Here is a 25,403-nt window from a genome sequence, read left to right as displayed (position 1 = left end):
TTAGCATAGCACCGCTATGGTGAAATTGAAAACAGCAACGAAGTGGCTGATTTTAAAGCGATTTCAGCACGTAATAGAATGTCTATTGCATATTGGTTAAACCTTACAAAAATCCCTAAACCCGAAATAGACAAAAGCCCTTCATCTGATAGAAGGGCTTTTGTCTATGGAGTGGAACCAAGCAGAATTATTGGCGGATTCAGTTAATTAACCCAATTAAAAAATGAAGCCATCCTTGCCCTAACCCATACACCTCATGGAAAAGGTAAAAAAAGAGGCATTGTTCCTAGACTTCAATTCTAACCCCCTCTTAATAGACACCTTCTCCTGAGCTTAGCATTTGATTCATGGTTTTTATGACAATCTTAATGTCAAGGAAAAAAGACCAGTTACGGACATAAAAATAATCTAGCTTAACTCTTGACCTTATTTGCCAATGGCTAGAGATCTCTCCGCGATAGCCTAACACTTGTGCCAGACCAGTAATCCCTGGTTTTATACAATGTCTATTATTGTATTTTTCCAATCGTTTCTCAAAAACTTCATTCATAGGAACAGTGTGTGGTCTTGGGCCTACTACAGACATTTCATTTTTAAGGACATTGATAAATTGAGGCAGTTCATCCAAGGAGAATCGCCTCAACAATTTCCCCACTTTGGTTACTCTTGGGTCATTTTTAGAAGCTTGTAAGGTGTCTGACCAAGGGTTTTCTTTCATTGTCCTGAATTTGATACAAGTAAAAACCTTATTGTTTACTCCCGTCCTTTTTTGATAGAAAAAAACCGGCCCCTTGGATTCAAGCTTGATCAATAGGGCAATAATAGGCATCAACCAACTAAAGACAAATAAGATCACAACTATCGAAAACAAAACATCAAAGAAGCGTTTGAAAAATTGATTGCCCAACCTATCCAAAGGGATTTCATTTAAGTTTACAACTACAAAAGAACCATAGTTGCTAAAGCTCATTTTTTTATTCCATTGTAATGCTGGCCCTGGTATGATTTTTACCTTAAAATGGTTTTCATCAGCAAAATCAACTATTTGCTGGATTAACTTACTCGGCATCTTTTGACTAAGGTAAACCAAATCCAAAGACCCTATTCCATACAAACTAAAAAAACGATCAAAGTTTCCAAGTACATTTTCTCCCTTAACCTCATCATCAAAAAAGCCCAAGAATTTGATGCCAAAAGCTTTGTTTTTCTCCAAGGTTCGGGCCAGTTGGCTACCCCATTCATCTTTACCTAAAATCACAGCTTTGCGATAATTCCTTCCGCTCATTCTATACCTTCGCAAGGCCATATGAACTCCTATCCTAAAAAACATTAGCATTGAGAGTGCTGCTGGAAACAAATAAAAATTTAAAGTAAAGGTGTAAAATGAGGACAAATGTTCTCTCAGGATAAAAAATATTAAAATTGCCCAAACATAAGAGACCAGAAATTGCTTGAGGGTATCCCAATACACCGAAGTTCGGGATAACTTATAATCCTTTCTAACCAAAACAATTCCCAGCCAAACCAAACCGAACAAACCTACATCCAAAAGGGAATTTTGAGAATAGGAATCACTTTGAGCACTTAAAATTATCAACAGTCCAAGTACAATAAACATCACCAAAAGCTCCACTGAAATAAACAGTGAGGGGAAATATTTATAAAAGCGTTTTGCCATGAAAGTGTTTCAATTAAAAATCATTAACATTAAATCAAAGCATCCAATTATTATTTTCAAACGGTATAAAACCGAAATTACTAAAATCGAACAGTTCAACACAAAAGTACTGCAAAAATGGCCACTTTTTGGGGTAATTCCAGCCATTTATTGAATTATGATTAGCCTACTTTAGCCAAGACTATTCATAAATTTCTTTTCAACCTTTTTCCGAGCCCCACAAGCCTCCGGGTACTACTCCCTAATGGGGTTATAGAACACCCCTATCGATAAATGAACAAAAAAAAACCGGAATAAATCCGGTAATATTTGAACCCTAATAGGCCTTGAATAGCCTATTAAGGTTATAACAGGTTAAATGTTATATTAAATAAATGCTTTTTTAATAATTAATTTCAACCAGGTTTTCTTTAATCTTCCGTTTACATAAAGTCTTAAATAAGGCTTCATATTCATCCGTCACAACATCCCAATTGTACTTATCTGTCAGTCCTTCCCTTGAATGTTCTCTTAGCTTCTCCATTTTCTCTGGCGATTTTTCCGCCCTATCTGTAATATCCACAACTGATTCTACATTTTTCTCAAAATACCAACCATACTTGCCTTTTTGAAGCATTTCTTGGTTAAATCGGGTATTTAAGGCAAGAATCGCACAACCAAAGCCCAAGGCTTTCAACATTGCTGGATTTGTTCCGCCATATTCATGCCCATGAAAATAGGCGTAACAATTGTGATACAAGGAAGCCAACTGCTCTTGATCTCTAACATAACCTGTAAAAATCAACCTTTTGTCGTCCACCTGTTTCATTCTTTGGGCAAACTTATCGTGGTAAGGGACATCACCTACAATCACCAATTTCCTTTTGGATTTTGACTTAACAAAACCTTCAACAATCAAATCGGCATTATTGTCGGGGATAAGTCTTCCAACGATTAAAAAGTAGGATTCTTTTTGAAGATTCCACTCTTCAATCAATGTACTGTCGGAGGATAGTTTCGGGTTGGCCCCATAGGCTATCATCTTGGAAGGTGCATTGAATTTTTCCAGATAAATTTTTTCCATTTCATCTGAATCGGTGATCAATTGATCATATAGCTTAGTAGCAAGTCTCGAAGCAAATAAATAATAGCGAGCTCCTAATCCTTTCCACTTTGGCCTCAACCATTCTAATCCATCCACATTGATAGTAGATGGCTTACCGAATAACTTGGTGAGTATACCAAAAGGTCCATTGGCACTATTAACTACAAAAACCACGTCTACTTTTGAAAAACAGACATGAATCATTGAAAGTAAGGAATTGGTTAACTGGCTCAAAGACTTGGTTTCAACGCATGGTATGTACACCAGATTGATTCCATTAACCTTTTTTGGTTGTTTTTCAAACAATGGAGCATGACAATAAACTGTAACTTCTATTCCTCTCTGCACCAACCGCTCACCCATTTCTTTTACAAAAGTTTCATAACCCCCGTAAACATAAGGATAACCCCTTGTACCTACTATGGCAACATGCAACGGCTTGTTGTTTTTTGACATACTGTATCTATTTACTACTCAAGAAAAAAATATTCAAAATCTTCTGTCCATATTTAGGCAAAGAAAAATTTTCTAAAACGCTTTTTTTAGCCTCTTTACCCAATTTGTTTATCTGGCTTTTGTCTTTTATTAGTTCACCAATAATGGCCGCTGCCTCAGGCGCTTCATTCAAAGGTATATGGTATCCGGTTTTTCCATGCTCTATCATTTCCAAGGCTCCCCCTTGGGCTGTAGCTACCACCGGCTTTGTTGCAGCCATCGCTTCTAATATTACTGTTGGGAATGGATCAGGTAATAAGGATGGAAGAATAAAAATATCCATAGTAGCTAAAACATGGGATATATCTTTTCTAAAACCTAAATTATAAATTCTATCTCTAAATTTTTTTTCCAAAATCCTTTGTTCTAACCCTTCAAACAAGTGCTCCTCACCGGGAAATGCGTCTCCTACTAAAAGAAAATATAAATTTAAAAACTTTTTATTTAATTCTTCCGAAATTTCTAAAAAGTATTCTTGACCCTTCCAACTGTTCACTCGGCCTATCATACCGATTACTATTGCCTCTTTTGGGATATTTAGTTCTTCACGCAAACCTATAGATTTGCAAATGTAAGGATTATAATCTATCCCATTATAAACCAAATGCAGTTTATTTGCACTCACATATTTTCCCCAATGCGTTTTTACGGCTTCAGAAACGACTATTACCTTGTCTGCATTATACTGAACCATCTTTCCCATCCATAGGGCAAAGAGTTTTGGCTGTACAATGATCTCATGAAGATGCCATATATGGTGATATCCTTTTACCTTAGAAAGTAAAGCTCCTACCCAAACCGCTGCGGTATTTGAATAAACATGTGTTATATTTTCCTTTTCCGCTAAAGTAGCCAGCCTTTTGTACGCATCAAAAGTAACCTTAAATCTGTTAAATAAACCACTGACGTTAAAATACTTACGCCTAATAATTCCCAATCTAACAAATTCCACTCTTATTCCTAGTGCTATTAACCCATCAGCAAGAGGGCCCTCCTCTGATAAAATCACTATAACGGACATCCCATTTTTATTTAAGATCTCGGCTGTTAATAAAAATATTTTGCTGGCTCCGTAAAGATCAGATGACCCATGCAGCATCATAACCTTCTTTTCTTGCGATTTACTTTTCATTTATGTACTTCTGATTCTGGTTAGGTAAAACCAAGAAAGGCTAATCATTTACTTTCGGGATTAACTCAAAATATTCCTATAATGTAATCCCATTAGTACCAAATGGCTATACCTAATCTTCCAACCTTTGTTTTTCTTGTGACAACTTTTTTGCGCAAAAAATTTAATTTTATTCTTCTACACTTGATTCTCTTGAAATCTCAAAAACCAAAATCCAACTACTTACTATTTTAACTTCACCTTGACTTAATAAGTTTGGCAGGATTTCCTCCCACTACACTGTATGGTGGTACATCCTTGGTTACTATACTTCCTGCAGCCACGACAGAACCTCTGCCGATGGTAACCCCTGACAAAATCACTGCATTGGAAGCAATCCAGCAATCATCCTCAATTTTAACAAAAGAACGCTTTACACCCTGATCTATCATTGGCCTTTCTCTGTCATCAAAAATATGATTCTCAGCATAAATACTTACCCTAGGGGACATCATTACATTATCTCCTATCTCTATAAATCCGGAACAGCCAATATATGCATAGGGCCCTATGCTTGAATTGTTCCCTACCTTTAATCCAACACCTAACTCTCCCCCATATAAGTTGGTAGGGCGAATAATGGCATAACTTCCTACGGTAACTTTATCTCCGAATACAATACCTTTTTGGGAAAGACAATTGATTTCACAGTGATCCTGAGCGACAAAGTTACTGCCAACCTGGAAATAAGCCGCCTGCCGAATGGTTACTCCTTTTCCTATCAAAAGCATCCCTTTAGAGGATTTTAACTGCAGTCTTAGAAATATTCCGCGTAACCACCACAAGCCCATACGGGCCAATACCGACAGGGTAGAAAGCCTGTCCCATCCTTGCCCAAATCGGTCTGAAAAATCTAAACCTGAAATCCCTGAAATAAATTTTCCTGGAAAACTACCCATCAATACTCCTATTAAAATATGCCAGCAAAGATAGGAAAAACTTCTCCCCCGTAAACAGGGAAAGTCGCTTAAAACCTAAAGCTATTAATTGTTGCCGTGTCTCCTCTTCCTTCGAAATCCTTAACATGGCTTCAGAAAAATCCTCTGCAGCAAAGCTCTTACTCACCAATACTGCATCTCCTCCAACTTCCTGCAAAGCCCCCTGGGGTCCTATGATCACAGGCAAACCATAAGAGAATGCCTCCAATACAGGTAAACCAAAGCCCTCATTGGTAGATGGGAACACATAAGCCTCTGCAGAATTATAATAGGAGGTCAAGGCATCCTCATCCAAATAACCAGTAAAGACAACCTCCCCCTCTAATTGGTGTTTCTTAACTTCTTCCAGAATTGCTCCATAATCATCCAAGGCCTCCCTAGGTCCTCTTTGCCCTACTAAAACCAAAGAATAATCCTTTTTAACTTTTTTCAAAAAGATGGAGAACGCTTCAATTAGCCTAACAATGTTTTTCCTTTTCTCCATCACACCAACATGAATAAAGTAAGGATTAGAGAGAGGTGAAACCAGCTTTTCAGTTTTGGCTTTTACTTTTAAATCCAAACCGGTTGGAATTACTTCTATAGGATTGCTGGTTCTTAAATACTTTGAAATACGGCCTTTTGCAAAATGGCTAATCGTCAAAACATTTGCTCCCGAATCAATGCTTTTCTGCAAAAGGAACAAGTATATTTTCCTCCACAGTGCATTGTAATGTTCGGGTGATTCCCAGAAAAAAGCATCATGAATCACAGATACCCTTTTGCCGCGTGAATAAATGGGAGAAAGAATGTCAGGAGATAAGACAAGATCAGCCTTGTACCAAAATGAAAGCACTGGAAGTACAATGAGTTTATGAGAAAAATACTGTAGTTGAAAAACCCAGTTCTTCCAACGAGCTGTCTTTCCTTTGAAGAAATTATTCTTTAATATTTTTTCTCTCGAAGGGTAGATGACAAAAGTATAGTTCTCTCCATTGTAAGCCTCTACTTGGTCAAGCAAATTCTCGGTATAGGTTTTAATACCCGTTTGTGCCAGGTATTGAAAAAAAATATCAAGAAGAATAACCTTTTTTGGTTTCGATTTCATGCCAAAGTTTGAGGAAGACCACTTACGGACTTCATAGTTGAATAAAGCTGATTATAGGCAGTTAAAGAATAACCCATCATCCACTTTGTAAAAAGGGAAACGTAGGTGTAAAGTTCCGCATTGGATGTAAAAAGTGGAAGAAGCAGCCCGAATTTAGTTGTTGCTGCGACAAAAGCAATCCGTGCGGTATTGCTGTCCTCCGTTTTCCTGAAAACGAGAAGGCTTTTGTAAATGCCAAAACCTAAAATGGCGATGTACAAAAACATTCCAAGCACCCCAATTTGCAAACCATAAATCAAGATCTGATTTTCACCACCAACAAGTACTTCGTCAGCTACACTTCCCCTATTCCCACTCATGGCTAGTCCAATTCCTTCCGGATTGGCAATGATGGAGTCCAAGGCAAGAAACCATTCTACCAAATGTCCTACACTAGATGCATTCTGAAAAGTAATGGTGTCGTATACAAAATAATAAAATTCATCGGAGGCAAAAAACGTCAAAATACCCAAACCAAGTAACTTATAGAGTCTAAAAATCACTGCAACAAACAGTAACATAATATAAAATGCTCCAAATGCTGCTCTAGAGGCGGTCATCATCAAGCTCCCGAAGGCCGCCACCATTACTATTATATACAACCAACTGTCTGCCCTTTCCTTACTCAAGTACCAAATAAGTCCTGTAGAAAAAGCCAATAGACAGGAACTGGCAAGTTCCAAAGGATCTGAAAAAAGGAGGCCAAACGCATCCCCGAGATTTGGGTTTCAAATGTCCAGGACAAACCAAAGTTACCTGAAGGATCGATACCGTTGACAGCAAAGTTAAACAGCGCATACCCGGTAAATTGCTGAAAGTGAACCCCGATAACCTTTTCAATAACGTTTAGACAAAAGGCAGCGATTGCCACAATCATTATAAGGTTAAAAAGTCTGGTTATCGACTGTTGATCCATCCTTGTGTTTCTTCCCAAAAAATAAAAAATGGGAATTAACAATATTCCTTTTAAATACAATAGCTTACTTAAAAAATCGGCTTCACCTAGTGGAAGAAACACGTATAAAATTGCCAAAGACGTAAAACTAAGAAACAATTTATCTACAAATTCAGTCTTATGGGGTAGCTCCAAATGCTTCTGTTGTAGAAAAAAAAACCTAGCAAGGCCAAGGCTAATAAAAGTTCTTTGCTGTATTGAAAAAAGCAGAAGTGAAACATATACAACCACAATAATGAACAATAGTAGAGCCATCATTTACTAATATTCAATCTTGTTTTCAATCCTTCCACAATTCCATTAATCACCGCCTGGCTTTTGCTTCGGCGTCCTTTGATCAGAAAATAAACGATGTACAAGCCAAATTTTGAAAAATGAAAAGGCCAGGCAAGCCAGTTTTTAGGATGTGAACAGTACTTTCTCAACTGAAAAATCTGGTTTCTCACGTTCAAAAAATGAACTTTGGGATTTAAAAAACCTTCCTTACCTTTGGTCTCACTTTTAGAAGCCGCACCTGCTTCGTGATAGATAATAGACTGGGGATGTACCTTTAGTTCAAAGCCTCCTTTTTTCATTCTTAAAGACCAATCTACATCCTCAAAGTAGGCAAAATAATTATTATCGAACAAGCCTACTTTCTCCAGGACAGCAGACCTGACCAAAATTGCACAGCCACTGATCCATTCTGTAAGATAAGGTTTTGGGCTATGTACTTGGTAATTGGTTTGAGAGTAACCCAGCCAACTATGATACCTTCCTCCGGCATTCCAAACCTCGGACTTGGGTGTTATATAATAGATTAATGGCTGAATGGCTGCCAAATTTAGTGACAGTTCCATTTCTCCCACCAGTAGATCCAAAAACCCGGATGCCACCAAAGTATCATTGTTAAGCAACATGATATATTCATACCCCCTATTCAAGGCATATTGCATACCAATATTGTTTCCTCCTGTAAAACCTTCGTTGACTTTATTTTGTAATAGGTTTACAGAATTGTACATTTTTTGGAGATTCGAAATCGAGCCATCCGTGGATCCATTGTCCACAAGAATGATATCCCCTTCAGGGACACCAGCCTTAATAAGCGAGTCAATGCATGCCTGGGTGTAGTCCCAGCCATTCCAATTAAGAATAACTACGGCTACTGAATAGTGCATGGTAAAATTGAGAAACGGTGGATGGCTTTTTTCTGTACAGAAGAATGGCGGTAATGACAAACATGACAACTTCTGTAGAGATCAGTGCCACAGCAAGACCAACTCCTCCATAATATTCCGTAAGAATAAGGGAAGCTGTCAACATGTAAATTGAAAAAACCCAAGTTGAGTTAAAAAGGACTTTCTTTTCTTCGGTGACCAAAATGATTAGCATATTGCCCAAATTGAGCCCTGAAACCAAGGGGATAAATGATAGAATTTTAAGAAAAAGCACAGCGTTTTCTAAATTTTCCCCAGCAATTAGCTGAACAATATACGGGGCAGACACTTGAATGAATACTATAATAAATAAACCTATCAATAGTGTCGCTAATTCCACCTTGGCAAGGAAAGAGAAAAATTTGTTTTTCTCTTCATAATATAGAATACTAGCTCTTGGAAAAATAGCCTGACTGATTAAAACCGGGGCCATTCTCAACACCATGGCTATTCGCTCAGCGATGCTATATGGTCCCAAAACAGCTGCTGAAGCAAAAAAACTTAATATAATAAGGCCTCCATTAATGGCGATGTGGGAGGCAAGGCTAGAAAGAAACAACAAAACATTGTTTTTCAAGGAATGAAGTATCCTCAAAAGCTTAGGCCTTACCAATCGAATCTTCATCTTGGAATGTACAAAGAACAGGAGTCCAAAATTCCCAGCAAGGGCTGTTAAACCTAGGAAAAAGTTAGCTAAATAACTCTCGTTTGCACTTTGTATAAACAAAAACACCAATAGCAAATAAAGCAACTTAGTACTTGCATTAACAACTGACACCCAATGGAGTCGTTCCTTTCCTTGAAAGAACCAGACACTGTTGGTGGCTTCACTAAAAAGCAAAATGGCAGACCACCATAAAATCAATAAGAAATCCTCAAAATAACCACAAAAAAATCCAAGAACAGCTATGAGCAGTAGAGAAGCGCTCGCAAGCGACAGCTTACTCCAAAGTATTTCTGAAACCTTTTCACTTAGGGCATTGAGGTTACCTTGATTAAGGGCAATATTTTTGGGCGCACTTAGGTTGTAGCCAAAACCTACAAGCACATTGAACAATAGAACAACAGAAAAGGCAAGATTAATCCTTCCAAATTCTTCCACCCCTACTGCCCGAATCAATATAGGCATCGCGATAATTGAAACCAGGATATTTGAGGATTGGATTAAAAATAAAAAGATTAAATTTAAAAATGACTTATGCCTAAACAAATAGATATAAGGTAATTGAGAGGGCTTATCCGACATAATTATAGGTAAGACTCAAGGCTTAAGGTGTGTTATATAAAGTGTATTCAAATAAATCCACACAAACCCTACTATAAAAAATAAAAATGCGCCAAAGACAATTCCAACTGTCAGTTTTATTTCAGCTATCTCTAATGGATACCTAGGCTGATCAATAATTTGGATTAAAGGAGTATTGTTTCTATCATTAATTTTAGCAATCTCTAAATTCTTAACTATTTCTTCATAAACTGCTGCCGAAGCCTGAATATCGATCTGTATGCTTTTGGAATTGACCATTCCCTCCTTAAGCAATGGATTTGGATTGGGAACCCTATCCTGAAAAATTGCCAGCGCTTTTATTTTAGCATCTAAAACTTTTCTTACACTATCTGATTGATGTTGTAAGACACTTACATTTTCAGCAGTTTTCTTTGTTTTTGCTTTAAGGTAAAAGTCATTAACCGTTGCCACCAAACTCTCATTAAAGCTTTTAGAAAAGGCCTGGTCTTTACTAGCCACCGTTACTTTGATAATATTGAGTTTGCGGTCAGGTTTTTCTACGGATAAATTCCGCTTTTTAATCTCTTTCACCACCTCTTTCAGAACACTGTCCTGCTGAATAGAAAAACTAGATCGTGGTAATGTGAAATCCAGCGAGCTAAAGTCAACCTCATCCTCCCACTTCTTATCAAGTTCATTAAAGGAAATATACCTCTCTATCAACAACTTACCAGATCTTTCAGTGGAAATGGGATCAAAAGGCCTTAACAAGGTCTTGGTTAGCATGGATTCTGACTTATAGAGTTCCATTATATTGTCCCCCTTAAAGAGTCCACTCTCTCCTCCAATTGAGCCTAAATTTATTCCTAGCATTGAAGCAAGGCCTGAAATATTTCCCATCCCTCCCATGTCAGATTGCTCTAGGACGAAGGTGGTATCAGCATGATAAACAGGTTTTTTGAGAATGGAAACAAGCGCCCCTAAAACCGCTCCTATAAGCACAAAAGCGACTAATGTTTTCCACCTTTTTTTATAAATAGTCAACCAGTTTTGCAAACGATGAACCAGCTCTTTTAAAGTGATTTTATCATCCAATATGTGTCGGTTTTCCCCCATAATTAATTCCAAATCTGAGTAATGACCAAAGCCAAAGTAGCCAAGCCAGTTGTAATACCTACCAAATCTCCTGGCCTAATAGGAATTTTTGGACCTTTTGTAGGAACAATAATTTCTGATCCAGGTTCAACCTTTGGAAAGGCATTAAAGAAAAGATAATTCTTAGTCCTTGCCACTTCTCCATTAGCGTATATTACATAGGTCCGTTTTCTTTTTGCCCTGACATTGAACCCTCCGGCCTTATTGATATAATAATTTAAGCCCCTGAAATTCTCAAACCTAATAGTAGTAGGGTATATTACATCTCCTCTCAACCTCACCGTTTGCAACTCCCTTGGAACGCTCAATATATCCCCTTCTTCTAAAATCAAATCGTATTTAGAACCTGGATTTGCCAAAATGGCCTCAAGGTTGATGGCTACAGCCTCAGTTTCTCTCAACTGAATTGGGTTTATCCCTTCTCTTGTAGCAGATATATCATTCAATAACCTCTCTCTGGCTTCTATAACAGATTGGTCCATCTCAACTTCTGCCGAATCATTACTTCCGAAAAGGTATCTGTTAATCCGATCAATCATCTGTCTTTGTGCCTCACTAGGTTCCACATTGTCTTTATTTAGTCTTTCAAGAAGATTAAGCAAGTTGTTGTTGTTTCTTACGGTTTCTGATTGATTTTTGAAAAACTCCGTTCTTCTAATAAGTGTTGCTCCTTTTGGATAGGCAAATGCTGTAAGCCCACCTGAGCGTTGGATCAGACTGGAAATCCTTTCCTCTGCCTGAGTAATAGCAAATTCACCTGGTGCTTTTACCTGTCCCTCAATTTTTACTATCCTTTCAAGACTGAAATTGGTCTTCCTTCTTACTATCAAATGATCGAAGGGAAGTAACGTTTTGGGATTTTCTGAAAGCCCAAGGTCTTCTCCCATAGCAATGGGGATGATTTCGGCATACTCACGCCCTCCTTGACCACTTACCCTTCTTGCTATCTCTATATCTTCTTTTGATGCGGATTCTTTCAGTCCTCCCGCCATCAGTATAAGGTCTTCAGAGGTCATGTCCTCAGAATAAGCATAGGTACCGGGAACCAACACTTCCCCACTTACTTTCACATATACTTCCTCCTTAATTTCATAAATCGAAGGTACATGAACCACATCTTCTCTTGCAATAGGAATATCGGGAGCAGTTCCTTCCATTATATCGCCAAGGTTAACTTGAATCATTCGGGTACTTAGATCCTCTTTAGTCCTTAAAATGGTAACTCTTTTTAAAAATGCCTCTCCTCTAAGCCCTTCTGACTTCTCTATTAGTTTGGTAAGAGAAAGCCCCTCCTCAAACGCATAGTTTCCAGGTCTAAATACAGCTCCTTTCACCTGAACCCTGTTGGTATACCTATCAAGAATTTCACCTACTTTATAATGATCTCCACCTTTTACTAAAAACATTGAAAATTGGTCACTGTAGACATCTGATACAGCCTTCTCCTTATTGGTCATCCTTGTCACTCCAACTTTCTCTTTAAAGGCCCTATCCGTAAAGCCTCCAGCGAATTTCAACACATCGGCGAAAGTTTCCTCTCCTCTTATTTCGAAAACTTTCGGACGCTTCACTGCACCTTCTAAACTAACTCTTGCCAAATACGGAGGCACTAAAATAATATCTTGATCCTGCAAAGTAACATTTACTCCGGGATCACCATTTATTAAAAAGTCATATAGATCTATTTCGGCAATTTCCTTTTGGTTTCTGACCAATTTCACTTTTCGCATACTCCCATTGGCATTTGGACCACCTGCGGCATACAAAGCATTGAAAACATTGCTAAAAGCACTTATGGTAAAAGTACCTGGCAACCTGACTTCTCCTACCAAGTTGACTTTTATGGTTCTTATATTTCCTAAATTGACTTGTAAAAAAGTATTGGGGTTATTGCCTTTTAATCCTGTATAAAATACGGATAACCTATTTCTAATTACTTTAGTAGCCTCATCAAGTGATAAGCCGGATACGCTTATAGGTCCGATATTCTCCAACAAGATTTGGCCTTCAGGAGTTACTGGTGTTTCATAATAGGTTTCTGACTGTCCATAAACATCAATTAAAACCTGATCTCCAGGCCCTAAAACATAGTTCCTTGGGGTGGCAAGATTTAGATTGGGTTCAAAAGTCAGCCTTCTGTTCTTATTATAAAAAAGGTCCATTCCGAAATAAGGAAGTTGGTCAATGTCCATTTGTTCCAAATCACTCTGAGGGGGAATCATCCCTCTGGTAATTTCATTAAAGTCCAATTGTCTTCTTGGGTTCCTCGAGCTACTTGAAGAAGAAGTCCCTATTCCTTGACCATCCATTAACACCATTCCACTCAATCGTTCTCTTAGCTTTTCAATCTCTGAAGTCGGCACACCTCTAAGCTGGGCCATTTGCAACAACTCTGCTTCAGAAAGCCCCGCTTGAGAAGCTCTATCAACCAATTGTTGCAATTGCTGATCACTTAGATCATCGACTTTTATAGAGGAAATGTCTTCTATAGATTGAGGCAATGCGTTAATAGACAACATGACCATAAGAAAAAACATCACATATCGGAACCTAAAACGGCTCATTGGTCTTGGAGAAATCATATCTAATTTTTTTTGGTGGCCATACAGCTTCGCCACATTACTCACACCTATATCTGACATGAATAATTAGGTTATTCATAATTTTAACCGTAAAGCAACTGTAAAGATAATTAATCCTTTCTTTAAGGGACAAGCTTTGCCCATTAAAGGCAAAATAATATGTTTGATCTCTTAAATATCATTTGAGAATTCAAAAATAATGTGTTTTCTATTAATGCTCACCGCTTTGGAATCACTATTGGGTTAGGAATCTTTTGTAAATCATTCAACCATTACTATTTTCGATCTCTTCATAGCAATACTAATGAGTTAACTAAGCTTACTTCTTGCCAATGTCTTGGGGCCTGGGATTTGTTTTCATAAAAAAAACAGTGGCCATTGGACCACTGTTTTAAGAATTAAACCCTTTAATAAATTAAATTATGGCAGCATTACTTTGTCAATCACATGAATTACTCCGTTGGTTGCATGAATATTCAACAGATCTGTATTTAGATTGGCATCTTCTATTTGTAGATCAACTAAGTTCACGGTCAAGGTTTCATTGGTAAGTAGGGTAGGCAATTCTGCTCCATCTCTTAAGTCTTGAGAAAAAGCTCTTGCTGGAACCACATGATACATCAGCACATTTTTCAACGTTTCAAGGGGTATCTCCTCAAATCCCGCAACATCTAGATCATCATACAATTGAGCAAAAGCAGCATCTGTAGGTGCAAATACTGTTAAGTTTTCGTTAAACCCACCATTTACAGCATCTACTAGGTCAGCCCTTGACAAGGCCCCTACTAACTGTGTAAATTCAGGAGTAGCTCCTTGTGTGTAATCGGTAGCAATACCGGCAATTGACATACTTGGCTTCATAATCACATTATCAATAGCGTGAATTACCCCATTGGTTGCTTCGAGATCTGTTTCTATAACCTGAGCATTGCCATTGATCCAAACTTTTCCATCAACAGTTATACTTACAAAAAATGGAGCCCCCTCCAAAGAGGCTACACCTCCACTACTTACTGCAGAAGATGGAACTTCAGATGGTACCACATGATACATTAAAATATCTTTTAAAACATCTACTTCTACTGCACTAACATCAGTTATTCCGGCATCAATGAAGGCCTGATTTGTAGGGGCAAAAATTGTAAATGGCCCATTAGCACTCAGTGCATCTACCAAACCAGCTCGTTGAACTGCCGCCACCAAAGTAGTAAACCTGCTATCACTTATGGCCAGCTCAACAAGATTTTTATCATCAGATTTCATAGGCTTAGGATCATCTTCCGAACAGCTTATGACAAAAAGCATAAACACTGATAAGACCAAGCCAAATATTTTTTGATTTTTCTTAATTGTTGTGTACATGATTAAAATTGGTTTAAATTTTCGTTGGTTCAATTCATTGATTACCAAACCAGTTAAAATACTTTTGGTTTGAAATATTTTAAAAAAAATTAAAATTAAACCATTACTCAGCTCTTTATTCTAATAAGAAATTGCCTCAAAAAAGGCGAAATTAATCAATAGTCGACGTTTTTTATAAGTACCAACTCAGTCCTTGACAAGGGAATTTATTCCTTTTAAATTCAAGCCAAGGATCTACCTGAATTGTTAAACATATTAATCGCTATTACCTAACTTTGCAGCTATGAAACAATTCAAATTTCTACTGCCTGTTTTATTACCAGTAGCCTTCCTATTTGGGTGTAACCAATCTAATGAACAATGTGAGCTTCCTTCAGGCTATAAGGATAACCTTAGCTACATTGACATTATTAGAATGGAGAATTTGTATTTTGAAAACATTACAAAAGAAAAAATATTGGCAAATCTGGAATCATACCCGGAATTCTCGAAAGCGATGTTTGCTAACATTGGCCTGGAAAACCAAGAACAGCTTGCTGAGGAATTACTATTGATCCATCAAGACAGTGGAATGATAGAACTGTATCAGGAGGTGAAAAAAATATATGGCGACATAAGTGATATAAAAACTGAGCTAGAAAATGCTTTTGCCGGTATCAAATACCATTATCCCGATTATAAGATACCGACGGTTTATACTTTTGTAAGTGGTTTTGGAAGCGATTTAATCGTCACAGATGAGGTAATAATAATAGGCTTAGATTATTTTCTGCCCGAAGACCACAAATTTCAGCCTGTAGACCTACCCAATTATATATTAAAAAGGTACAACAGGGCTCACCTTGTTCCGACTATCGTAACGGCCATCTCTTCTCAGTTTAATAAAACCAAGTTAACAGACCGTAGCCTACTTGCTGAAATGATCTATTATGGAAAATCCTATCACTTCACTAAAACCATATTGCCTTGTACTTCCGATGAATTAATCATAGGCTATGAAACGGAGGAAATTCTTGGCAGTTATGCAAACGAAGAAATGATTTGGGGGCATTTTATTGAAAATGAATTGTTATTCGAAACAAACCCATTTGTAATTAGAAAATATACTGGTGAAGCGCCATTTACTGATGAAATCAGCCCTGATGCACCTGGTAGAATTGGAAGATGGATAGGCTGGAACATAGTAGATGACTACAAGGAAAAAAATGGATTGAGCTTAACAGAATTGATGGAACAAGATGATGCCCAGTTAATTTTCAAAAACTCAGGCTATAAACCAAGAAGACTATAATAAAGCATCCAAGAGGATTTTTAAGGCCAATGCTGCTCTGAATTCAATAAATCAAATAGCTTTCGTTGGGCTTCCTTTTTATCAAATCTTCTTTCAGCAATTTTCCTGGCCCTCTGCCCCATTTGCTGGAGCCGGACAGGGTTGCTTTCCACTTTGTCCAATTCCTTTATCAATAAACTGATATCGGAAAGATTTTGAAAAAATCCAATTTCCTCTTTATAGATAAGTTCATAAATCCAGCCTCTGAAGTTTACGATAGTTGGTAAACCCATAGCCAAAGCATCGAAAAACTTGTTTGGGCTGCTGCTTTCTAATGCTGTCAAGGGTAGGAAAGATATGTAGGCAAAGTCAGCTTTCTCCAATTGTCTTTTGACTGCAGATTTGTCGCCAAAAGGAATAAAATCCACATTGGAAAGCTTCAATTGTAAAGCTTTTTCCTTTAAATGGGTAAGTGAATTTCCTTTGCCCATCATTTCAAAACGCCAGTTTTTAGCCAATCTCTTAGCTTCAATAGCCAAATCCAGAAACTGATCAAGCCCATTGACTTCTCCTATAGCTCCTGAATACAAAAATGTCAATGGCTGCTTGTCAAAATCTCTTTTTTCATCTAGGGTAAACTTGGGTTTAAAAAATGAATTATCAGAAAAATTGGGTATCAAAACCAACTTCTTATCCGGAAAGCGAGAATTTATATTGCTTTGAATTCCAGGGGAAAGTGACACAATTTTATCAGCTTCCTGATAAATTTTAGCCTCCATCTTGTACAAAAGTTTTTGAATAATTCGGCTTTTGATTTTTAAAACCTGAATAGGCGCTTCTGGCCAAAGATCTCTAACTTCAAAAACAAATGGAATGCCCAAAGCCTTTTTTGCCCAAACACCAATCCATCCAGTGGTAAGTGGTGTAGAGGATATATAAAACACATCGGGAGATTGCAGACTCCCGATTAACTTTTTCGCTTCTCTATAAAACCGATAAAACGCCAGAATTCTCTTCCACACTGGGAAATCAGCCTCATAGGGTACTGCAAGGTAATGTACATTTACCTTCCCATCTTTGCGTAATTCGTAGGCTTTTTCATTGTGTGCAGTAATCACCTCCACCGTACATCCTTCCTTCGAGAGCCCCTGAGAAAGGTGATAAGACCTCACGGCTCCCCCTTGTTCAGGTCTCAGATAATATTGATGGATATAAATTATTCTCATGTGGTGTTTTTATTGATCCATTCGGAAAGAAGAAACACATTAAATAAAAGCAAATAATGTGCATGTATATGGTTTTCCGGGCATTTCAATAAGCCCTGCCATTCATTAGGAATCAAATCCCCAAACTTTTTCCCAAAGTCCTTAACTGCTGAACATAGCTTATTTCTGAAACCAGCATGATGAATAAACCACTCTTTTATAGGAAGACCAAAACCTGATTTCTCCCTTTTGGCAATGTTTCCCAATCCCTCAGCCACCAATAGCTCCTTTATCCAGGATTTTGGTGTTGTTTTTATCAATAGCTCACTGTTCATCTGATTACTCAATTCCAGCAATGGCCAATCTAGAAAAGGAGCCCTACCTTCAATTCCTTGAGACATGCATGCATTGTCATGAATCTTCAGCAAGTCCTGAACCAAATACATTTTTTGATCCCAAGTCAATGCCCTTTTGAAATCGCCTCCTTCCCTTGGGTACTGGGTTTCCAAAAACTCACCCAAAGCTTCAGGTACAGGACTAAGGGCCGCAAAATTAATAAATGTACGAATAGGATTCTTATGAATTCCCTGCAAAAATTTCTTTTGGCTCCTATTGAAAAACGGTGCTTTTTGAAAAAACAATGCTGACCAATGCCAAAATTGAGGTCTCCTTAGGTAACTTTTATAAGCTATATGTCTATTGTATCCACCAAATAGCTCATCTGCCCCAACACCACTAACCAGCACTTTTACATTTTTTCTGGCTTCTCTGGCAATCGCCCAGGTAAGATAGCTGGCACTGTCGCCTACTGGCTGGTCCAATTGAGAAAGATATTCATCCCAGGATTGTAAAAAGAAATCAGGTCCAATTTTAATTTCCTGATTACCTCCGCCATATTTCTTGGTCAGCTCTGCTGCATATTCCGCATCCTTGAAATTCTTAGGGTAGGGTGATTCAAATCCAATGGTATAAGTCGGCAATGGAATCCCCATTTCTTTAAACCAAATATGATACAAAAGGGAACTGTCTGCACCTCCACTAAGCACCATGCCCACTGGAACATCTGCTGTAAAATGTTTAAGAACGGCTTCCGTTAAATATTGCTTGAATAGGCTTTGACTAGGACTTTCAATTTTACCCTTAACTGTGCTTTTTACCTTGATTTTTAAAGATTTCTTTTTGCTGCCATCAAGTCCAAATACTTCAATTTGCCCCGGCAATAATTCATTCAAACCTGTAAAGAATGAAGCTGAAGGAAGGGAAGTTCTCAAGTACCAATAGGGCAATATTTGCTCAGAATTCAGAATTGGTTTGTCTTCAATAGCCTGGATCAGGCATTTTGCTTCTGAAGAACAGATCAATCTATTTTTTTTATGGGTATAGAACAAGGATTTCATCCCTACGGGATCCCTTACCAACAAAATCTCGCTGGTTTTGATATCTACATACACAAAGGCAAACATCCCCTCCAAAGCTTGGATCCCTTCTTTCCCTTTATGTTGCAACCATTGGAACAATATTTCTCCATCTGAGCGGGTTTTAAAAATCACACCTTCATCGAGAAGTTGGTTTTTCAAATCCTGGAAGTTGTACAAAAAGCCATTCCATGATAAAAAAGCCGTCTTATCCTCATTGGTGATAGGTTGATTGGCTTCATCTCTTGGATCCATGATTTTGAGTCGATTGGATGCCAAGAATACTCCATCCGAAATTTTTATTATCTGCCTATGGTCAGGTCCTCGATGCGTACAGCTTTCAACCATTTTGTTGATGGCATCCTGATTTGTAACGGACCTATCTACCAACAAATGAACCCCACACATTAATTGAAAGGCGTCTTTTTATTCAACACATCTTCGAAGTCTATATTTTTCTGGTTTTTTTCATAATACCTACAAATTGCGGTGATGCTGCATTCCTGGCATTTAGGTTTCCTTGCAAGGCACACATACCTCCCGTGTAGAATTAACCAATGGTGGGCCTTATGAATTACTTCTTTTGGTAGGTGACGGACCAAGTCCTTTTCAACCTCCAAGGGAGTTTTGGCTTTTTGGGCTACCAATCCCAGCCTTTTTGAAACCCTAAACACATGGGTATCTACAGCCATATTGGGTTGGTTCCATACCACACTGGTAATTACATTGGCTGTTTTCCTTCCTACTCCTGGAAGTTTTATAAGTTCATTGACTGTATCAGGAACCTCCGAGTTAAAATCTTCCACCAGCATTTTGCCCAAACCTAAAAGGTGTTTGGTTTTATTATTTGGGTAGGAAACAGTTTTGATATAAGGAAACAATTGATCAAAATCGCTTGCCACCAAATGCGCAGGTGTGGGAAAGTCTCTAAAAAGTGCCGGTGTTACCATATTTATCCGCTTATCGGTGCATTGAGCACTCAATACAACAGCAACGAGCAACTGGAAAGTTGATTCAAACTTAAGTTCAGTTTCAGCCACAGGCATGTTTTCTGAAAAATGTTCTACAAAGGCCTGATACCTTTCTTTTTTTAGCATGACAGTCATTTACTTTAATACCCTTATTGTCTAAATGGGGTAAATTTCTAAAAAGAAATATTAAACCCGAAATAGGCAATAGACAATAGCCTTACATTTCAGATGCACTTTCTTTAATAAAACTGTATGATTCGCCACATATACCGTCTTTTCAAAAAAATGCTCAGCTCATTCTATTATTTTCTTTGTACAAAATTAGACAATATTATCCTTATCCGGATTGAACAGGCTAAATGCAAAAAAAATTCCTGTCGTTTTTGTTAAACGACAGGAAAAATATTGTTGTTGGTGTTATACTCTTTCCAGTCCTTTGGACCGGGCCTTTTTCTTAATGGCGTTAATAATGCTATCGGAAGGTTCGGTTAGGACAATGTCCAATTTTTCAATTGTGCTAAGCAAATCGATGTATTCTTGCATTAGCTGTTGGTCATCTTGCAAGACTTGCACCAATTGATCATTCTCCTCTTCCTCCATCTCCTGATAAATATACCTTATCAGGTCACTTGTCGTAAAAGATTTGGTCATAGGCAATATTTATTTGTTTAAGTTTCTTTCGTAAGTTGATAAGCGCATATCGCATTCTTCCCAAGGCTGTATTTATACTGACTCCAGTTTGCTCTGCTATTTCCTGGAAACTTAAATCCATATAATGCCTCATGATCAATACTTGTTTTTGACTCTCAGGCAATTCCTCGATCAATTGCCTGACCAAGGCACAGGTCTCATCCTTTACCTTCATATCCTCTACATTCTGTTCGGCAAAATGTAAGGTATTAAAAACATTTGACCCATCCTCCATTACCACCATAGGGTAGCGTTTCATTTTTCTAAAATGATCAATAGCCAAATTATGGGCTATACGCATTAACCATGGTTGGAATTTTCCTTCTTCGTTATAGCGATCAGAATTGAGTGTTTGGACTACCTTTACAAATACATCCTGTAGCAAATCTTCTGCAACACCCTGCTCTTTTACTATCATCAAAATTGTAGTGTAGACTTTAGTCTTGTATTTATCGACCAACCTTTCAAAGGCAATCTCACTACCATTCCTATATTGTGAAATTAATTCACTGTCTTTAGGTCCTAACCTTATACTCATAAAACAGATATTTAAATAACGTAGAGTTTTATCCCATATTGTAGAGTTTGTAGTCAATCATAAATAACTTTCTTTTCAAATGTATATAATCAGTTAAGAATACACAATTTTTTTGTACTTTTTTATAATAAATAGCATAATAAAAAATATAAGACAGAAGATTATTCCTTTTGTTAAAAAATTGACCAAACACTATATTGCAACATTATGTGATATCTTAAAATCTAACAATTAAAGTACCAAAAAAAATGATTTTAAAGATTTACTGACTTTCAGAAGGAGTGTTTTTACCGAACCCTTTTGCCAAAAGACTGTAAATAGTACCTGAAACACCTAGAAAACCAGTAATATAGGCTGAAGTTTCATTAAGAATATTTGGGTCATAAAAACTGATTAATGCAATACAAATTAAAACAAAGCTGAAAACGGCTGCCTGTATCATCCTTGCGTTTCCAGATTTGCTTTCATCTTGCTTAAATCGAGCCACATCTTCATCACTTACATAAACACATACAAAATTCCTGAAACTTTCTGAAAACAATACCAGGCTGTCCTTGGACAGGTTCATCTTCACCACGCCTTTTTGAATAAGGGCGGTCATTGTTTCTTTATTGAAAAAATTTATAAACCCTTCAGTAGCATAATTATACACCATTTTGCGTTCCTTTAAGCTCAATTCAGCCCAGATGTTCATATAATAAGCCTTATTGTACCTTTGAATAGAAAGAATGCATTTCTCATACCTTTCTTGAGACAAGGACATGCCCAAATTGTCCCTTGAAATCTCCTCAGTAATAAGCGATGCGATAGGTTTGGAATTAGGACCATATTCAATTTCTACTGCTAGCTCATGCGTCTTTTCGTCATTAAACAGCTTGCACTTCATCCTTGACTCAAAAATAGCCTTGTTTTGCTCATCTAGAGATTTAAAATCCTTACCAAAATAAGGAAGAGTAATTTTCTGGTTTTGAAAATCTATTGGAACGTATTGAAAAAGGTATTCCGAAAAAACCTCAGTGATCAGCAAACGGGATTGCATAGGCATTTTACTGGGTAAAATTTCCTGAAGCGGCCTTCCTGAAGTAACAAACAATCTTAATTCTGTCCCTCCATATTTCTTTTGAAATGCCACAATGGTATTCAAAAACTTTTCAGTATCGCCAAGGCAATGAATATTTTCTAGCACAACTCCTTTGTGCCCATCTTCCAATTCAGGCAATACCACCCCTTCACCATCCGATAGTTCTGCCAAAAGAATCTCATTAGGCTCCCAAGCAAATTGTTTTAAAATCCAATCCCTGGACTTAGCTGCATCTACCCCTATAATAAAACTATTTTTTTGTTTATCCGCCCCCTTAGGAAGTAGATCAAAAGAATTTGTAAAGTGATAATCAATGAGATAGATTTTATTCCCTAAAATCATTATCATTTTGAAAAACCAGATAAGTACCACCAACAATACTATTAAAAATATAATATTGGATCTGATGATTTCCCATAAGCCTATACTTTGATTGAGTTTCCCATAGCTTATTCCTGGTGTGGTATTGAAGGCTTCTACCAATGCCTGTTGTGGAGCGGCTATAAAATCGGTGATCAGCTCATCATCTTGATTGGAAAATCTCCCAAAATTATTCCTCCTGAATTCTTCATGAATTTTAATCAAGTTCATGTACACCTCAGGAATAGATTTGGCTTCTTCTTCAGTTTCTATTTTAGCTTTACCCACATATTCCCAGATAATTTTCTCCTGATTAAATATTTGGCGATGAATAAAATAGCCAGGTAAAAACCCAACAATCATCAGCCATAAGAGAAGGTTAATTGCAAACACACGCTTATCAACAGGTGAACCTGTCAATTTGGTCCAGAAATCTGCAAATTTTCGATGTAGTTTGAATAGCTCCTTTGTTCTCTTCCATTGACTAAAACGAACTGAAGGGAATTTTTGAGTCTGATAAAGGTAGAAACACAATACTTGCATGCCTGCTATTATCAGTAAAAAGATCATAGTAAAAATAAAATAACCTGTACCACTGTGGCTCAATGAGGTAAGATAACCCAATAAAATGGCCATCAGAATCCACAAAAGAAAGACTATTGTTAAAAAAGCGTTAATATTTTTCTTTGCCCCATCTTTCCCAACAGTAGCCAAAAGAAGAAAATTACATGTTCCTGACTGAATGGCAATAAGTGAAGACCATAGAAAAATTTTAAATATACTTAATGGTAGAAATAGATAGATAATGAGAAAAAGTACTATATCAAGCAAAAGCATACTGTTTAACCAGAGAAAGCAAAGCCTCTTTCTAGGTGATGGACTATACCATGCAAATGAAAAATCCTCATAAGCTAAGTAAATACTTGATTTCTGTGTAACCAGTGTCAAAAGCCCCAGTATTCCCAATATCAATAGATAGGGGACAAAAACAGCTATACCCTCAAGGGAAGCCAGAGAATGCAAAGCGTGTTGAAGGTTGGTATCCTCCAGGTAAAGCACCCAGTTTCCGGCCACGAATGAAGCCGAAGAAACAGGACTTAATAGCGCTTGGTATTCATAACCGTTGACATAGATAGGTGTCTTCCATACTTTATCGTCTGCTGCATCTTTATTATTGGCTATTAAGGTTTTGATCTCTTGCCATTTTTCTTCCCCTATCCCTTCCTGAAGAAAATTGACTGGAATGTTTACCTTTTTACTTATAAATAAAACCTTGCCGTCAGGCTTAAACACAAAGAATCTCCGGGTTTTGCTAATCTCAGGAACCAATGAACCCAAATGAAATGTCAAAGCAAAACCATTATCCCCGGCTCTTTTACTTATAACACCTTCCAAGTCTCCTGTAGATTTTGAGGAATGTGCACTTATAAAATAATCCTCTTCTGATTCTGGGACTTCCTGTACATAATCTCTATTTGCGATAGAAACGAAAGGAAAATCCCCAAAATCAATCGGTCCTTCAAAACTTGTCAATTGTGGTATCAACATTTTCAGGATATTTCCCTCTAAATCGAACTCCAAAAACTCATTTACATCCAATTCATTATGATGTGCATCTTCTGGTTGGTTGGTATGGATCTGACCGTTGTCAATTTCTTCCTTAAATATTTCAAGTCCCTCAATCAACTGTTGAATTTCAGAACTAAAAGCAGATTTTACATAGTGAAGGTTGTTTTCAGAAGTAGACTCACTTTCGTAATTTTGAAAGAGTGAAAAGAAAAAGAAACCCAGTATCACCATTACTAAGATTAAGGACAGCCCCAATCCCATCACTCTTTTCTTAGTCAAAACATCCCCATCTCCAAGGTTGAAAATGCTTATGATAGGAATGGATACAAACACTAAAATCAATAGGGTTAAAAAAGCACTTAAGACCTTAAAGTTTATTTTAAGCGCAACACTTTCAAACCTTGATTTATCTTTGGCTCCAAGCAAATAGAACTTTTGATCTCCAATTACTGCAGGCGAAAGAAAACCTTTGTATTCCTTTCCAGACACCTGTAAATCCAATTGTCTTTCCCCTACAGACTGTTCATGATTCAAAGAATCAACATTTACGACAGGGAGCCCTGCAAGATTCCCAGGGTAAATGGCCTTGCCTGTTTGATCTAAAATAAAAAGCCTGTCAAAAAACAGGCTTTGAACATTCCCTACCATTAGGTTGTGTACGGAAACTGAATGGTCTATTTCAAATGCTCTTCCTGAAAGGACATCCTGAATTTGAGCATTGCTAAGTTCTTCATTAATTTTTTCCATTAATGAAGAATAATTTAATTTAGGAAGATTCCCTTCTTTGGTTTTGTCATTGAGAAAAAACCTAAACCCTTTCACATGAATCAAATAAGAGGTATCCCTTTGAATCAATGAAATGCCGTCCTCAGCAAAAAGTTGCGGTTCTGGACTTTGGTCATCCTTAAAGTTCTGAATCTTCTCAATGCCAAATTTAGGATTTCTATCAATCATCCTTACCATACGAGAAGCGGCTTCCTTCTCTGTATCCATTCCCCAGGTATAAAAATTTCTTTTAAAATACCCTTCTAATTGGACGTGATAATTGTAAAAAGAATCAAGGAAATTATGTTTGGCAAGAAATATTGCCTTGATACCCTGAGATTCAAGCTGGCTTTGATTGGTTTTGGAATGCTGGTATAGGTAGGCACCTATTAGAAGCATAATACCGAAAATGAATATCCAAATGCGTAGGTCCCTGAATTTCATTAGGAAAGTATTATTTAAACTAATTATAAAAGATTAACTAATTTAATTATTACTATCCGAAATCAAAAACTTTTATTTTGCAATATTGAATTATTCTATTACCAAATTATGCAAAACCACAA

General features: G+C 37.3%; 20 protein-coding genes. 2 read left to right on the top strand and 18 right to left on the bottom strand.

The window, feature by feature from the left end; all coding sequences use genetic code 11:
* Positions 1-42 precede the first annotated feature (42 nt).
* Positions 43-207 (top strand): hypothetical protein, encoded by a 165-nt coding sequence (locus tag CA2015_RS24840; protein WP_157470440.1) that lies wholly within the window; start codon positions 43-45, stop codon positions 205-207.
* Positions 208-310: 103 nt separating this feature from the next.
* Here the strand turns inward: CA2015_RS24840 and CA2015_RS11235 are convergent, their stop codons facing one another.
* The 12 genes from CA2015_RS11235 to CA2015_RS11190 form a co-directional block, all read right to left on the bottom strand.
* A complete protein-coding gene (locus CA2015_RS11235; RefSeq protein WP_048641995.1) occupies positions 311-1,678 on the bottom strand; it encodes an exopolysaccharide biosynthesis polyprenyl glycosylphosphotransferase in 1,368 nt (455 codons plus the stop codon).
* Between the two features lie 382 nt (positions 1,679-2,060).
* The gene (locus CA2015_RS11230; RefSeq protein ID WP_048641994.1) at positions 2,061-3,218 is read right to left on the bottom strand and encodes a glycosyltransferase; all 1,158 of its coding nucleotides are present in this window, start codon (positions 3,216-3,218) and stop codon (positions 2,061-2,063) included.
* A gap of 7 nt (positions 3,219-3,225) precedes the next feature.
* Complete coding sequence (locus tag CA2015_RS11225; RefSeq protein ID WP_048641993.1) at positions 3,226-4,389, bottom strand: glycosyltransferase family 4 protein; 1,164 nt, start codon at positions 4,387-4,389, stop codon at positions 3,226-3,228.
* Between the two features lie 236 nt (positions 4,390-4,625).
* The gene (locus CA2015_RS11220; protein ID WP_048641992.1) at positions 4,626-5,327 is read right to left on the bottom strand and encodes an acyltransferase; all 702 of its coding nucleotides are present in this window, start codon (positions 5,325-5,327) and stop codon (positions 4,626-4,628) included.
* Positions 5,320-6,453 (bottom strand): glycosyltransferase family 4 protein, encoded by a 1,134-nt coding sequence (locus CA2015_RS11215; RefSeq protein ID WP_048641991.1) that lies wholly within the window; start codon positions 6,451-6,453, stop codon positions 5,320-5,322. Before CA2015_RS11215 ends, CA2015_RS11220 begins: the two co-directional genes overlap by 8 nt.
* Complete coding sequence (locus CA2015_RS25065) at positions 6,450-7,121, bottom strand: hypothetical protein (RefSeq protein WP_053086678.1); 672 nt, start codon at positions 7,119-7,121, stop codon at positions 6,450-6,452. Before CA2015_RS25065 ends, CA2015_RS11215 begins: the two co-directional genes overlap by 4 nt.
* On the bottom strand, positions 7,118-7,705 hold the full coding sequence (locus CA2015_RS25060) for a hypothetical protein (RefSeq protein ID WP_053086677.1): 588 nt from the start codon (positions 7,703-7,705) through the stop codon (positions 7,118-7,120). The genes CA2015_RS25065 and CA2015_RS25060 overlap by 4 nt, the downstream gene beginning before the upstream one ends.
* Positions 7,702-8,607 (bottom strand): glycosyltransferase family 2 protein, encoded by a 906-nt coding sequence (locus tag CA2015_RS11205; protein ID WP_048641990.1) that lies wholly within the window; start codon positions 8,605-8,607, stop codon positions 7,702-7,704. Before CA2015_RS11205 ends, CA2015_RS25060 begins: the two co-directional genes overlap by 4 nt.
* Positions 8,576-9,892 carry an oligosaccharide flippase family protein gene (locus CA2015_RS24580; protein WP_084011738.1) on the bottom strand — a complete coding sequence of 439 codons (1,317 nt, stop codon included), beginning with the start codon at positions 9,890-9,892 and terminating at the stop codon, positions 8,576-8,578. The genes CA2015_RS11205 and CA2015_RS24580 overlap by 32 nt, the downstream gene beginning before the upstream one ends.
* A 15-nt stretch (positions 9,893-9,907) precedes the next feature.
* On the bottom strand, positions 9,908-10,969 hold the full coding sequence (locus CA2015_RS11200; protein ID WP_316934218.1) for a Wzz/FepE/Etk N-terminal domain-containing protein: 1,062 nt from the start codon (positions 10,967-10,969) through the stop codon (positions 9,908-9,910).
* Between the two features lie 23 nt (positions 10,970-10,992).
* The gene (locus CA2015_RS11195) at positions 10,993-13,671 is read right to left on the bottom strand and encodes an SLBB domain-containing protein (protein ID WP_240477966.1); all 2,679 of its coding nucleotides are present in this window, start codon (positions 13,669-13,671) and stop codon (positions 10,993-10,995) included.
* A gap of 360 nt (positions 13,672-14,031) precedes the next feature.
* Positions 14,032-14,973: a fasciclin domain-containing protein gene (locus CA2015_RS11190; RefSeq protein ID WP_048641988.1), complete on the bottom strand. Its 942-nt coding sequence runs from the start codon at positions 14,971-14,973 to the stop codon at positions 14,032-14,034.
* A gap of 283 nt (positions 14,974-15,256) precedes the next feature.
* Here CA2015_RS11190 and gldB point away from each other — a divergent pair, with 283 nt between their 5' ends.
* Positions 15,257-16,264, top strand: coding sequence for a gliding motility lipoprotein GldB (gene gldB / locus CA2015_RS11185; RefSeq protein WP_048641987.1), 1,008 nt, complete (start codon positions 15,257-15,259; stop codon positions 16,262-16,264).
* Between the two features lie 20 nt (positions 16,265-16,284).
* Here the strand turns inward: gldB and CA2015_RS11180 are convergent, their stop codons facing one another.
* The 6 genes from CA2015_RS11180 to CA2015_RS11155 form a co-directional block, all read right to left on the bottom strand.
* Entirely contained in the window at positions 16,285-17,469 is a 1,185-nt protein-coding gene (locus CA2015_RS11180; protein WP_048641986.1) for a glycosyltransferase family 4 protein, read from the bottom strand.
* Positions 17,466-19,271, bottom strand: coding sequence for an asparagine synthase (glutamine-hydrolyzing) (gene asnB, locus CA2015_RS11175; RefSeq protein ID WP_048641985.1), 1,806 nt, complete (start codon positions 19,269-19,271; stop codon positions 17,466-17,468). The genes CA2015_RS11180 and asnB overlap by 4 nt, the downstream gene beginning before the upstream one ends.
* Positions 19,271-19,960 carry an endonuclease III gene (gene nth / locus CA2015_RS11170; RefSeq protein WP_048644483.1) on the bottom strand — a complete coding sequence of 230 codons (690 nt, stop codon included), beginning with the start codon at positions 19,958-19,960 and terminating at the stop codon, positions 19,271-19,273. The genes asnB and nth overlap by 1 nt, the downstream gene beginning before the upstream one ends.
* A gap of 291 nt (positions 19,961-20,251) precedes the next feature.
* On the bottom strand, positions 20,252-20,485 hold the full coding sequence (locus tag CA2015_RS11165) for a hypothetical protein (RefSeq protein WP_048641984.1): 234 nt from the start codon (positions 20,483-20,485) through the stop codon (positions 20,252-20,254).
* Positions 20,460-21,062 (bottom strand): RNA polymerase sigma factor, encoded by a 603-nt coding sequence (locus tag CA2015_RS11160; RefSeq protein ID WP_048641983.1) that lies wholly within the window; start codon positions 21,060-21,062, stop codon positions 20,460-20,462. The genes CA2015_RS11165 and CA2015_RS11160 overlap by 26 nt, the downstream gene beginning before the upstream one ends.
* A 262-nt stretch (positions 21,063-21,324) precedes the next feature.
* Positions 21,325-25,281, bottom strand: coding sequence for a hypothetical protein (locus CA2015_RS11155; RefSeq protein ID WP_157470438.1), 3,957 nt, complete (start codon positions 25,279-25,281; stop codon positions 21,325-21,327).
* Positions 25,282-25,403 lie beyond the last annotated feature (122 nt).

This window comes from Cyclobacterium amurskyense, assembly GCF_001050135.1.
GTDB classification, from domain to species: domain Bacteria; phylum Bacteroidota; class Bacteroidia; order Cytophagales; family Cyclobacteriaceae; genus Cyclobacterium; species Cyclobacterium amurskyense.
The sequence above is the reverse complement of the archived record's forward strand: the minus strand, read 5'-3'. Positions and strand labels throughout refer to the sequence as shown.